Annotated in this window: 13 protein-coding genes; 7 read left to right on the top strand and 6 right to left on the bottom strand. The window is 48.2% G+C overall.

The genetic code is table 11. The features are described from left to right. Together ACFQ3W_RS10265 and ACFQ3W_RS10270 are read left to right on the top strand one after the other, a co-directional pair. Nucleotides 1-978 (top strand): YqhG family protein, encoded by a 978-nt coding sequence (locus tag ACFQ3W_RS10265; protein ID WP_379319138.1) that lies wholly within the window; start codon nt 1-3, stop codon nt 976-978. 123 nt (nt 979-1101) lie between these two features. After that, nucleotides 1102-2130 carry a hypothetical protein gene (locus ACFQ3W_RS10270; RefSeq protein ID WP_379319139.1) on the top strand — a complete coding sequence of 343 codons (1029 nt, stop codon included), beginning with the start codon at nt 1102-1104 and terminating at the stop codon, nt 2128-2130. A gap of 70 nt (nt 2131-2200) precedes the next feature. On the opposite strand, the gene ACFQ3W_RS10275 is transcribed toward ACFQ3W_RS10270, so the two are convergent. Next, nucleotides 2201-3136, bottom strand: coding sequence for a DMT family transporter (locus ACFQ3W_RS10275; RefSeq protein ID WP_379319140.1), 936 nt, complete (start codon nt 3134-3136; stop codon nt 2201-2203). A 123-nt stretch (nt 3137-3259) separates the two neighbouring features. On the opposite strand from ACFQ3W_RS10275, the gene ACFQ3W_RS10280 reads away from it, so the two are divergent. Beyond that, entirely contained in the window at nt 3260-4696 is a 1437-nt protein-coding gene (locus ACFQ3W_RS10280; RefSeq protein ID WP_379319141.1) for an aminotransferase-like domain-containing protein, read from the top strand. Between the two features lie 80 nt (nt 4697-4776). Here the strand turns inward: ACFQ3W_RS10280 and ACFQ3W_RS10285 are convergent, their stop codons facing one another. Then, nucleotides 4777-5010 (bottom strand): YqzE family protein, encoded by a 234-nt coding sequence (locus ACFQ3W_RS10285; RefSeq protein WP_379319142.1) that lies wholly within the window; start codon nt 5008-5010, stop codon nt 4777-4779. A 141-nt stretch (nt 5011-5151) separates the two neighbouring features. Here ACFQ3W_RS10285 and ACFQ3W_RS10290 point away from each other — a divergent pair, with 141 nt between their 5' ends. Further along, nucleotides 5152-5850: an N-acetylmuramoyl-L-alanine amidase family protein gene (locus tag ACFQ3W_RS10290; RefSeq protein ID WP_379319143.1), complete on the top strand. Its 699-nt coding sequence runs from the start codon at nt 5152-5154 to the stop codon at nt 5848-5850. Between the two features lie 60 nt (nt 5851-5910). Here the strand turns inward: ACFQ3W_RS10290 and ACFQ3W_RS10295 are convergent, their stop codons facing one another. Further along, nucleotides 5911-6429, bottom strand: a complete 519-nt coding sequence (locus ACFQ3W_RS10295; protein WP_379319144.1) for a putative ABC transporter permease — start codon at nt 6427-6429, stop codon at nt 5911-5913. Between the two features lie 168 nt (nt 6430-6597). On the opposite strand from ACFQ3W_RS10295, the gene ACFQ3W_RS10300 reads away from it, so the two are divergent. Continuing rightward, nucleotides 6598-7245, top strand: coding sequence for a class I SAM-dependent methyltransferase (locus tag ACFQ3W_RS10300; protein WP_379319145.1), 648 nt, complete (start codon nt 6598-6600; stop codon nt 7243-7245). Nucleotides 7246-7294: 49 nt separating this feature from the next. On the opposite strand, the gene ACFQ3W_RS10305 is transcribed toward ACFQ3W_RS10300, so the two are convergent. After that, nucleotides 7295-8314 carry an L-rhamnose/proton symporter RhaT gene (locus ACFQ3W_RS10305; protein WP_379319146.1) on the bottom strand — a complete coding sequence of 340 codons (1020 nt, stop codon included), beginning with the start codon at nt 8312-8314 and terminating at the stop codon, nt 7295-7297. A 368-nt stretch (nt 8315-8682) separates the two neighbouring features. On the opposite strand from ACFQ3W_RS10305, the gene ACFQ3W_RS10310 reads away from it, so the two are divergent. After that, nucleotides 8683-10290, top strand: coding sequence for a sensor domain-containing diguanylate cyclase (locus ACFQ3W_RS10310; RefSeq protein WP_379319147.1), 1608 nt, complete (start codon nt 8683-8685; stop codon nt 10288-10290). 100 nt (nt 10291-10390) lie between these two features. Continuing rightward, nucleotides 10391-11164, top strand: coding sequence for an alpha/beta fold hydrolase (locus tag ACFQ3W_RS10315; RefSeq protein WP_379319329.1), 774 nt, complete (start codon nt 10391-10393; stop codon nt 11162-11164). A gap of 9 nt (nt 11165-11173) precedes the next feature. Here the strand turns inward: ACFQ3W_RS10315 and ACFQ3W_RS10320 are convergent, their stop codons facing one another. Together ACFQ3W_RS10320 and ACFQ3W_RS10325 are read right to left on the bottom strand one after the other, a co-directional pair. Then, entirely contained in the window at nt 11174-11590 is a 417-nt protein-coding gene (locus ACFQ3W_RS10320) for a pyridoxamine 5'-phosphate oxidase family protein (protein ID WP_379319148.1), read from the bottom strand. Nucleotides 11591-11703: 113 nt separating this feature from the next. Continuing rightward, a complete protein-coding gene (locus ACFQ3W_RS10325) occupies nt 11704-12063 on the bottom strand; it encodes a winged helix-turn-helix transcriptional regulator (RefSeq protein ID WP_379319149.1) in 360 nt (119 codons plus the stop codon). Nucleotides 12064-12076 lie beyond the last annotated feature (13 nt).

A 12076-nucleotide genomic window follows, 5' to 3' on the forward strand; every position in this document is an offset into this window, starting at 1 on the left:
TTGACGATGACAAGCGAGCAGATTCAACAATTTGTGATGACCTACTTGGAAGCGACGGACTCCCAGATCATCGAAAAATCCCCCTCTCATGTCACGGTCAAGCTATCGCCCCGTGCCGACCGGGATTTGACGAATCGGCCTTATTACTGGGGATTCATAGAACGAACCGGCGCGGAGCCTGAAACGATGTCGTTCTCATTCATCTTTGATCCGGAGCGGCATCAGGCGGCCGAGGAGAAGCGAGCCGGCAGCCCCAATATTGGCCAGGCTTCAACAGCCCCTCAAGAGGACACGCTGCTTGGACGTTACTATGGAGCCGTCCGTCCCCTACCTGTGCTTGGCGCTGGACGAATTCAACGTGAGGAAATGACGTTTGGAAGCCCGCGGCTAAAGCAAATTTTCGAAGCGGTCAAACGGGGCGGGCGCTATATGTATCTGTTCGAGGATCCAGGGCTAAGGCAGCGCACTACCCTGCTTCCAGCCGCTTATGAGCCCTGGCTCGGCGTATGCTTTAAGGTCGAGTTCTGCTGTGATATGAAACGCGAGGAGCTACATTTTTTCGGAATCTCCCTGCTTGACGGTCGAATTGATGAGTCCTTCCTCACCAGGTTATCGGGGTTAACCCTCGTTCCGAGGCTTCCAGAAAACATCCACATTGAGCCGACGAGGCTATCCCTGGATCAAGGACGTGCCGAGCTCGAGACCAAACTGACCAAGCAGCTTGAAGCGTATGATAACGACTGGGCCAATCAGGCAAGAGAGCGGCTGCAAGAGGAACTAACGCTCATTGATGCTTATTACCAGGATTTATTAAAGAATCCGGATGAGGAGCAAAATCAGGCGGCAAGGGAGCAATATGAAGCGAGGCGCGGAGAAATTCGCTGGCAGTACGACCCGAGAATTGTCGTTTCCGCTCTGGCGAGCGGCATCTTTCATCTGCGTTCGCCCAGGTATCCAGGAATAGACCGATCTCGCTAAAAGACCGCAAAAATAGAAGCCCTCTCAGCTGTTTATGCGCGACACGTTGCAACATCCTTTTTGTTCCAGATTCAGTAAAATGGGACAAGCATATATGAAAGAAAGGGCAGGTGATTTACTGAAATGCAGCTTCGCCCAATCCTAACGATAACGTTAAAAATGATCCTCTGCACGGGACTTCTGCTTCCCGTAAGTCTGAGTTCGTGGGGGCTGGCCGGGTGGATGACTCTAGAAACAGCCGCAGCAGCTAACCAGCAGGTCGATCCGGCTCCGAAGGAACTGCGCCGCTTCGCGGAGGATGTCATCCGCAAGCTGGCCCAGTCAAAAAGCTTTACTACCTGGGACGGCGCAGATACCTTCATTGAACCGCTAGGCCCGGGTACGCATAGCTGGCTTGTCACGGTGCAACCCGCGCAAACGAAAGAAGAAGCCGAAGGTACTCCGCTTGGGTACCTCATCATCTCCGTTACGGCAGACGGACAATATAAACTAGTTGAGTACGGTGCTGGACCGGACTCCTTGTATGCAAAAGCTACGCTAAGCGTTGGCCTTAAAGACAGCGGAATAGCTTCAGAAATGAACTCTATTGAAGTTACAGCCATTCCGCTGTACGGCGGGCCCGCATTAGCGGAATGGTTGATCAAGGAGCCGGGCAACGGCTCTGCGGTACAATTTCTGAATGCTTCTACCGGAGAACAACTACCGGAGACGGTTAAGAGCTGGGAGCTCCAAACCGTCAGTTATAAAGCTCCGCAGACAGCTGCTGGAAGCAGTCAGCCTGAGCTTACGCCAAGCCGGATCCTTCGAACCGCCGAAAGCTTCAAGCCTTACGACAATCTGTTATGGATGACCGCTAAAGAGCTTCCGAACAAACCCGAAGCTCTTATCAAGCAGCTTACTTTAAGCAAGCAACTCGTTTTCGTGGCCTCTGGACCGAAGCGGACTTACTCTCTTCCCCTCCCTGTCTATGGTTATCAAACATGGACGGAAGATGATTCACCAAATGTGGACAAGAAGCTGACGGGCTCTATTTATTTACTCACCGGCTCAGCCGCAAGCCCCCGCCTCATCGCGCTAGACGCTTTGATGGATGCGGGCAAATTCGTGAAGTATCAAGACCAGCACTCATTCACTTTAACCAAGGCGCAATAATTCGAATCATCACAAACTAAAAAGCGCGAGCTGAAGGGCCAAATTCCTTCAGGCTCGCGCTTTTTTCCCGTTATGCTTCATTTTGGAGAGTAGAGCTTGAAGACGCGGCACCTGGTTTACGCAGCAGCCGCTTCAAATTGGTAAAATTCGAAACGATCGTTCCCGCTATAATCGTAATTCCTCCAAGAACCGTAATCCCATTTATCGTTTCGCCATACAATAGCACCCCGATGGTCAAGGCGATCAGCGGTGAAACATAAAGCCATGTGGCTGGGAAAATAGGATTGGTTTTAGCAATTAGCCAATAAAACAAGCTGTGCCCTACCATCGACCCGACGACGATTAAGTACAGCAGCGAGCCGATTGCGGCCGGAGAAACTAGCACCTCGGAATGAACCTGCTCGGTAAAACAGGATAAGAGCAGGAGCAATAGTCCCCCGTAGATCATCTGGGCTGCGTTCAGTGCAATAGGCGATTCTTTCGGAAAGCTCTGAATTACTTTTTTGGAGTACAAAGCGCCTGAAGAATAAAAGATTTCTCCAATCAAAATCGCGACGCAGCCGATCCCCCACCACAAACTGACGGATACCGTAAGGCTTGGAAGCACTAGCAATACGACCCCCGTGAATCCTAACAGGATCCCGAGCAAGGAAGCACCGGACGCTTTTTGATGAAAAATCAACATCTGCAGGATGAGGATCATGAGCGGACCCGTAGCCGACAGCACAGCGGCGATTCCAGATGATACATGTTGCTCTGCCCAATACAAGGTCGAAAACGTGCCGAAGGTAAGGCCGATTCCAGTAAGAAGCATCTCCTTGCGCAGCAGAATTGCAAAGCTCGCTTTTTTTCTCCATACCATCCACAGAAACATGATTAACCCTGCCGTCAGAAAGCGGACTCCTGCGGAGAAAAAAGGCGGCGACGCCGCATCAACACCTACCTTAATGGCTAGGAACGTTGTACCGAAGATAAGACACATGATGAAATAATTGATAATGACCATTGCTGCATTCCTCCTTGCCTTGTATCATACAGGGAAGCGAGCAGAACAGATGAATCATAACAGAACAGATCATTTGCCATTCTGCTACAATGGGATGTAACAATATGAGGAGAGAAGTGTGTAGTGAGCCAAACGGTAAGGCCGAAGGAAAACGTGAAGCTGCTGTTTCAGCAAGTGTACGACTTTGTGATAGACCGCATTGAGCGAGGAGAATGGCAATCCCATGACAAACTGCCCTCAATCCGTAACCTTGCACAGGAATTGCAAGTCCACCGGCTGACCGTATTTCGGGCCTATCAAATGCTGAAACAAAACGGAATCGTTTACGTCAAAGAAAAATCCGGCTACTATGTGGGCAGCAAAAACTATGATGAAGTTTCGCCACTCGCTATGGAGAACCCGCTCTTATCCGTTTCCGGCCATTTGAAAAACCATCTGAACGAGATCCATGGAATTCCGTCCGTTTATCAGTTTTCGCAAGCCCTGATCGATCCAAACCTACTTCCGAATCTATTCCTATCGGAATATGTAAAGGAGGTGTTTGACAGCTACCCCAAGCTGCTTGGAACCTACTCCTCCGCACAAGGGGACGTGGAACTACGAGAAGTGCTAAGTCGTTATCTGCTAAGGCATCACAACATTCCGTCAACTTCAGACGAGGTTCTGATTACAACCGGGGCGCAACAGGCCATCGACCTATTATCGCGCAGCTTCATCCGGCCGATGGACAAAATACTGGTGGAGCGGCCGACTTACAGCGCCGCTATTGATATTTTCCGGCAGCATGGCGCGAGACTGTTACCTGTAGACATCCAACCGACTGGTTACGATCTGGAGCTCGTCGAGCAATTGATGAAGCTGCACAAGCCGCGGATTTTCTATATGAATCCAACGTTTCACAACCCAACCGGCTATACAGTACCAACCTCTCAGCGTAAACGTTTAGTTGAACTGGCTGAGCAGTACGGCTGCCTGTTGGTTGAGGACGATGCTTTTCATGACATTTATTTTGAGGGGCCTCCACCTCCACCGTTATTTACCTACGATTCGGAAGGCTGGGTTGTATATCTCCGCAGCTTTAGCAAATATGTGGCACCTGGATTACGCATTTGCGCGGTCTTTGCCCGAAGCCCGGTCATTCGTCCTTTAATCACCGCCAAGTCGCTTGCGGATAATGGGACTCCGCTCGTCAACCAAAAATTGTTTCTGCGCTGCTTCGAGTCCGAACGACTTCAGATGCATCTGGAAAAGCTGCGAACCGCTCTGCAAATCCGTCGGGTTCTTATGGAGAAGGGGCTTGCCGGAGCAGGCTTTAGCTGGGTCACCCCAAATGGCGGCCTTAATTTGTGGGTCAAGCTGCCAGACGGCTTGTCTGCGAATGCTTTCCTCGAGGAATGCGTTCGGCATTCGATCTCCTTCGTTCCCGGGAGAATTTGCGATCCCCTTGGTGAGATGAGTTCATGGATCCGGCTTAGCTATTCTTTCGTCAACGAGGAGCATATACGTGCCGGGGTTGGGCGACTCGTGGAGATTGCCGGAGCAATGACACCGGGTTCTTAATTTATTGAGCTGCAAAATTAAAGCGGCCGCTTCTTCCTACAGGAATTACGCGACCGCTTTTTAAGCAATTTCGGCTTACACTATACGTGACGGGATGACGTTTCCTTTTTCCGTTTCCGCTTAAGCGGTAAATCATCCACCCAAAGAGAAATGGAAAATGGAATCATGCCGAACCATCGGCGGGCCCATGGCTCCTTCTCCTTCGTCCGTTCGCGCCGGATCTCCCGCGGTGTTTCCACATAATCAACTACCCGTTCGGTAATGTACTTTACCAATTCGTCTCCTTTAGCCATCGCTGTTACAACTCCTTTCATGAATCAAATTCACTCTTTATTTATAGTTTGCACCGCTGGCTGTTTCCCTAAACTAAAAATCACGCCGATCATTTACACCATGCATGATTTATTCTCCTTGAGCTAACCCTAAGTGAAAATTAGACCGAGAAGGTGAAGCGAATGAGTAAAGTTTTATATTCCCTGCTCGCGTTGATGCTCATATTTACGTGCACGTCTGGAATTTGGAGCCCCTCCGCTCTGGCCGATGATAAAGACCTAAGACACGCCTTCCCTGAACCGGTTATCCTGATTGATGCCGGACATGGCGGAATCGATGGCGGAACCTCATACGGTGATATTTTAGAGAAAAATATCAATCTTGAAGTTGGACGTCGGTTGTACGTCGTTCTTCGCAGTCACGGATACCGAGCGATTCTCAACCGTACAGGGGATTACGCTTTAAGCGACGACAATCGCTGGCTGAGCATCCGCTCCCGGCATATCAGAGATCTGGCTCAGCGGAAAGAACTAAGTGAGCACATACCGGCTGCCATCGTAGTCAGTCTGCATGTAAATTGGAGCCGTGACGAGGCGCAGCACGGGCCGCTTGTCCTGCATCAGAATGAGGGAAGAAGCGCTATGCTAGCCTCTTCCCTTCAGGGAGCTCTTGGGAGGCTATACCGCATTCCTACTCCAAAAACCCCTAAAGTGGGTAAACCGTTTTATTTACTGAACCACGTGGACGTACCTGCAATCATCGTCGAAGCCGGCTTTATAAGCAACACACAAGACCGAGACATGCTCGTTAGCCCCCGCGGGCAGCAAAAAATCGCCGAGGCACTATATGCAGGTATTGCTGAATACTTTGTCTCGTTCTAACAAAAACGTCTATCATAAAAAGAAGTCCCGGACTCCATCCGGGACTTCTTTTTCTCAAGCCTAAACCAAACTCCGCCGCCATTCCCTCCGCCGGTCCCAGCATGTCCAAAGTAAATCGGATACAAATAGCAGCAGAAATAACAAGCTTGCCGGTTCCCAAACTTCTTCCATACTCCGGTAAATGACTTCGATCTGCGGATGAAGAAATTCCAGCACCAGCACCGACAGCACCGCCCAATACATAGAAAAGCGAAAGCATATGTGCCCATGAAGCTGCCCTCGAAGCTCAGAGTAATCCCACCACCGCTTACCAAAGAAGGTAAAGAGTAAATACCCGCTTAAATATTCGACGATGGTCGGAATCAATAGGCAGCCTAATGCGACGATAAAAGCATGTTGCCCATCCCCGCGTAACGAAAGCAGCAGCAGAGGAGCAATACCATACATCGGCTTCAGCGGACTTTTCAGGAACCCTTCTTTCCAGAACACGCCCTGCGTAGATAAGCTGTATACATTTTCAAGCAGCCAGCCTAACAGCGAGTAGACGAGAAAATAAAACAATCCTTCGTAGGCCGTCACCAAAAGTCAACCCTTTCTGTTTTTTTGATCCCTCTTATTATTCTCCGCAGCCCCACCAAAACATGCATTTAGTACCACTAGTTTCCATGCCGTTTAGACTTGTATGAATTGACTCATTTCGCGGAACATTAAGCACTATATCTAAGAACTGGTGGTGAGTGTTGCAGCATGTATTTATCCCCGCGTTTGTATCACCGATTTGTCAGACCTCAGTGGTCTACCCAAAAATACATTCACGACCACATTCGAAGCATGGTCTCTCTAAAAAGTAGAAATGTTCTGGACTTTGGATGCGGAACGGGGGCGAACTGTTCCATATGCGATGCAGGTTATTATTACGGAGTTGATCCGGACGCCCAAAGAATTGAATTTGCCAAGGAGCTGCATCCGGACTATGACTTTATGGTGTTTGATGAAAAGCGTATCCCTCTAGCCGATCAGGCGATCGACCTCATCCTTATAATCGCTGTACTGCACCATATTCCCGATGAACAAATCACCACGTACCTGCATGAATTTCGCCGGGTATTGAAGCCTGACGGGCAGATGATGATCATCGAGCCATATTTATGTCCACAACGCAAATTGGGTAACTGGTTCATGCAAAAATACGACGACGGGGAACACATTCGCAGCGAAGACGGGTATTTACAGCTTTTCGACCATGGGGAGTATAAATATGAAGTGATCAAGCGGTTTAGGAAATTCTTTTTCTACAATGAACTCGTGTTTACTGCCACACCTACAGCTTTTCCAAAACACGATCGGCAGGCAAGTTCTTCTCTTCCCCATTTGAAAGCTAGTGTTAAAATTTAACGTGAAAAAGGGCCATTCCGAAAGGATGGCCCTTTGTATTGATGCCTATTTAAGCTAACCCGTTAGATATTCCAACGACAATCCATGACACGATCAGAATCAAGTTCCCGGTGAGCAGCCATTTTTTCGGAGTCGGGAATCCTTTCCACTCTCCATCCTTTAAGCCCCATCCATTGCTGACAATCAAAGCCAGGCCATTAAAGGCAAGCCAGCCGACGCTTGAGCCGATCGGTCCGAGCATCACCGTAGCTTTGGCGTAGAAGCCAAGGGCCAAGTACCATACAAAAGACGTAATAATCGCTTTCACATAAGCCTTACTCGAACCTTCTGCGGTAAAATCGCGATAGCTCCGATTTTTGATCATCATAACAAGGGCGTAACCAAAATTGGCTATAAAACCACCGAACAGCGTAATGACCCAAGGAATCAGGCTAGCGCTTGTCGCCTCTACTCCGTGCTTAGTCGCAATATCCAGCGTCTGATTCGCATAGACAAAGCCGATATTCATGGCAGCAGAACCAAGACCAGCTAAGGAAGCCATCAGAATTCCTTTTGTCAGCGACTTTTTCTGTGCCCCGTCTCCTTGTGAAGACATTCGTTCAGCGAGGATCTTTTCTTTATCCAACCCTGCCTTCGTAATTACGGCAACCCCCGTTAGCATAATCGCCATCCCGACGAGCAGCAGAACAAAGGAAAGGACCGGCGGAATGTTACCGAAAATCAGCAGCGGAATCAGCGCACCAAGCGAAGCGGATATTCCCATGTTAATTCCGTAGGTTAAGGAAACGCCTACCGAATCTACAGCTTGTCCGAACAAAATAGCGCTGACGCCCCAGATCAGACCGCATAACGATGCCAATCCGAGTACGTGAACAGGCGTTTCTCGAACGTAGTTCATAAACTCCGGAACCTCCAACCAGGTCCACCCGATTGGAATTAATACAATACCGCAGACCGAGAAGATAATCCAAAAAGTCTCCCAGGAAAACGGCTGGTACTTCTTCATGCCAAGTCCAAAACTGCCTTGAAACAAACACGCCAACAACAACAATAACAATCCATTTACCATCTCTGTCTCTTTCTCTCCCTATTGGCTCCAATCCAAGGTGCCGAAACTTTGTTGATTCACTAAATTAACTATAAGGAGGAAAAAGGAAAAAGGCAATGTAAAATCTATCACTATCAGGAACGGTCAGTTTTGGCTCAGCCTTGCGGATGCCAACCTAGCGGCTACATGCAGAAATCGTTGATTTTCATTACACTTTTCGCTATAGTAATGGAGGAATCTACTACTTTTTGTGTGGCTCCAATTTGAGGAGGATGTGAAACCTCCTACTATACAATTTCGTAATCGGAGGAACCGGCTTTGTCGGTTCTTTTTTATTAAAGCTGCATAATCGGTAATATGCTTGTATCAGCTGCGGGGGAGACACAGAGATGATTTCGCTTTTCAAGCCGTATCAAGAGAAACAAAAGATTAGTCTGACTGCCGTTTTTACCGGGTTTGTAATTCTCTCAGTTTTGCTGACACTAACCATTTCCATCATTTCATCCACTCAGACGCAAAAAAAATCCCTGATCAATAATACATTAAGCCTGAATTTATCCACTGCGGTTCAGATGAGTAAAACCATGGATTCTCTTTTTCAATTCATGCAGTCCAGTCTAAAAAATGCAGCCGTTAGCTTCGGCGAGCCGGAAGAGTCGCCGCAAAAGGAAGAGCTTGAATCCAGGCTCGATCTGATCCGGAACAGCAGCGGTTATTTTAACTCCATGGCATTAGTGGATGAGACCGGTATGGTTCGAGCCATCTCTCCGAAAACTATAGGAACCGCCGGTTCACATATTACTTCACATGCTGCAAATACCGCCTTGCAGTCGCGAAAAGCTTTTATTTCTGAAGTGTATATGACTTCCAAAACCAAACGAATCATTGTATTTCTCAGTGAGCCTATCTTTGATCAGGAAGGAAATTACAAAGGGTTCATCAGCGGTACCATCTATCTGCAGGACAAGAATATCCTGAATCAAATCTTTGGCAGCCAGTTCGAAAAGAACGGTACCTCTTATTTTTATATTGTAGATTCCAAAGGACAAGTGCTGTATCATCCCAACAGTGACCGAATCGGTAAGGATATCAGCAGCGCCAATATCATTGTGCAGCAGTTAGAGCAAGGGAAAAGCGGAAAGCAGCAGTATATTAATTTGGACGGAGTGGATTCACTTGCGGGATATACCCAAATTTCCTCCACCAGTTGGGGCATTGTCGTAGTATCGCCGACGCAGAAGATTTATGATCAGCTGTATAAACATTTCGTTCTGCTTCTTCTGCGCATAGCGATTCCGCTTGTCGTTTTGACCCTAATTGTCGTGTGGACAGCCCGCCAGATCGCCAATCCATTTGTATCCCTCGCCAATTTGGTTCAAAATTTTGAGCAAGGTAGCGTAGAGCCGCCCAAGCTGAGAGCCCATTGGAATCGGGAGGCTGATTTGCTGACTCGTACGGTCGTGAGTGCACTTAGTAATTTTCGGCGGCAGAACGAACAGCTAACCCATGAAGCGATGACGGACGCGTTGACCGGCATGATGAACCGAAGAACGTTCGAGGACACGATCCAGCGCTGGATAGACCAGTTGATTCCCTTTGGCGTTCTGGTCATGGATATCGACAGATTCAAGACGATAAACGATACATATGGGCACCAAATGGGAGACCTTGTGTTGAAACAGGTGGCTGGTGTGATTCAGGCAGGGGTAACCGCGCAGGATATAAGCTCCCGTTACGGCGGTGAGGAATTTGTGGTGCTGCTGCGCCATGCGGATAGTTCCGAGGCTTATCTGAAGGCGGAGCAGATTCGAAAATCGGTGGAGCAGGCATTTTTGCAGGTTGACTATACCGTAACAATTTCTATTGGCATAGCCCTCTATCCACAGCACTCTTCCGCAGCCGCGGAGTTATTCCATCTTGCGGATACTGCCCTTTACCGGGCCAAAGAGGATGGACGCAACCGTACGGTGATGATTCGGGCGCAGGACAATTCCTGAGCGGGCCAAAGCCAAATAGGAGCTATTTCCATGGATGAAGAAATCAGATCATACGCAAAATAAAGATGCATTTACACCGCAATTAGGGAAGGTGAATTCAATGTCCCATGCCTATATAAACGGATATCAAATGCATTATGAGGATTGCGGAAAAGGAACAGCGGTCATATTCATCCATCCTCCGGTATTGACAAGCATAACCTTTCAGTATCAGATGAAATTGTCAGCGGATTTTCGAATAATCTCTTTCGATATCCGCGGCCATGGACAAAGTGGACCTTCCAAGGAAGAAATTACTTATCCGCTAATCGCCCGGGATATCAGGCAGTTGATGGATCATTTGAAGATTGAAAAGGCATTTTTGTGCGGTTACTCAACCGGCGGCGCGGTAGTGCTCGATTTTCTGTTGAACTGTCCTGATCGAGCACTCGGCGGCATTGTAATCGGCGGAATGTCCGAAGTTAATGATAAAAAGCTAAGAAACAAAATATCGCGTGGACGCTTCTTGTCTCGAATCGGTGCGGTCGGTATAGTTGCGCTCTCCACTGCCTGGGGTCAAGCAAAACCCAAGCTGTCTTTCTTCAGATCATTGTTTAACGATGCCAAAAAAGTAAACGCCAAAAACGCCGAACAATATTATCAATATAGTTTGCATTATAACTGTACGGCCCAATTGGGAAACATCCTTCAACCTGTTTTGTTGGTTTACGGAGAGAAGGATACCCTGTTCCATACTTACGCCAAACTGCTAAAAGAACGATTGCCTAAAAGTGAGCTGGTTTTTATCAAAAATACGAAACACCAGATCCCTACTAAAGCTCCGGGTTTCTTGAACGAACTGATCAAGCAGTTTATTCATCACTGCGGCCACTAATTAAAGGGGTCAAACATCGAAGCTTGTCGACTTAAAGCTGCTGTAATATCTCCCGGTCTCCCCGGTAAATTTCAAAACGCAATAATCCGGATCTGTTACCCCAAGCGGATAGTACAACGTATCGCCCTCGCGCCAGATCAGCTGCTTGGAGGCTTCGTCTTCCAGCACCTCCATCGTCCCTTTGAACATCACCCCGATAAACCGGGCTTGATCGCAGAAATAGACGCTGGCCTTGGAATTTTCGCGAAATTGCCGGACTCTCATCGAGGACGTATTCGTCGTAAAGTAAAATTGCTTAACTCCTTCTCTCACCCGAGGGGCGAGCACCGCTTTAATCTGCGGGAATCCCTCTTCGTCAATAGAGCCGACAAAAGCGGTGCTCTGCTTATCGATTAGATTTTCTACCCGTTGCAAAATATCGTCCATTTATACTGCCACCTTTCCAATCGTCAAAATGAAAATTTAGGTTTATGTTTGCAGTATACTAACCTTCGGACGTTCCGAACAGTACCCACTTTTTTGTGTGTATGCGAATGAACTTAACCGATCAAGCCTTTTTCCTTGAGAATGCTCTCCATCCCGCTCTCCTGCATAAGCTGAATCCCGATGCCCTGCATGATGACAACCGCCTCCAGAAGCTTCTCTCCTCTCTCCGTCAAGAAATATTCCACCCTTAAAGGATACTCTTCAAAGGATTGCTTCGCCACGACATCGTAATCGAGCAGTTCCTTCAAATGCTCCAGCAGCATTTTTTGAGTAATCCCCTGGATATCCCTCTCCAGATTGGCCAGCGAGGAACGGGACTTGCCAAGCTGCCACAAAATGATCGGCTTCCATTTTCCCCTTATGATGTCATGGGTCATCTCTAATGGGCAGGTATAATTTTCCCTCAGCTTCACGATTTACCACTCC

This window comes from Paenibacillus puldeungensis (assembly GCF_042678945.1).
Taxonomy (GTDB): Bacteria; Bacillota; Bacilli; order Paenibacillales; family Paenibacillaceae; genus Fontibacillus; species Fontibacillus puldeungensis.

What these genes read in the sequence shown, in the direction of transcription:
- ACFQ3W_RS10285 (WP_379319142.1), bottom strand. Translation starts at nt 5,010, where the DNA reads ATGAAAGGAGTTGTAACAGCGATGGCTAAAGGAGACGAATTGGTAAAG.
- ACFQ3W_RS10315 (WP_379319329.1), top strand. Translation starts at nt 10,391, where the DNA reads ATGTCCCATGCCTATATAAACGGATATCAAATGCATTATGAGGATTGC.
- ACFQ3W_RS10270 (WP_379319139.1), top strand. Translation starts at nt 1,102, where the DNA reads ATGCAGCTTCGCCCAATCCTAACGATAACGTTAAAAATGATCCTCTGC.
- ACFQ3W_RS10320 (WP_379319148.1), bottom strand. Translation starts at nt 11,590, where the DNA reads ATGGACGATATTTTGCAACGGGTAGAAAATCTAATCGATAAGCAGAGC.
- ACFQ3W_RS10300 (WP_379319145.1), top strand. Translation starts at nt 6,598, where the DNA reads ATGTATTTATCCCCGCGTTTGTATCACCGATTTGTCAGACCTCAGTGG.
- ACFQ3W_RS10310 (WP_379319147.1), top strand. Translation starts at nt 8,683, where the DNA reads ATGATTTCGCTTTTCAAGCCGTATCAAGAGAAACAAAAGATTAGTCTG.
- ACFQ3W_RS10290 (WP_379319143.1), top strand. Translation starts at nt 5,152, where the DNA reads ATGAGTAAAGTTTTATATTCCCTGCTCGCGTTGATGCTCATATTTACG.
- ACFQ3W_RS10275 (WP_379319140.1), bottom strand. Translation starts at nt 3,136, where the DNA reads ATGGTCATTATCAATTATTTCATCATGTGTCTTATCTTCGGTACAACG.
- ACFQ3W_RS10305 (WP_379319146.1), bottom strand. Translation starts at nt 8,314, where the DNA reads ATGGTAAATGGATTGTTATTGTTGTTGTTGGCGTGTTTGTTTCAAGGC.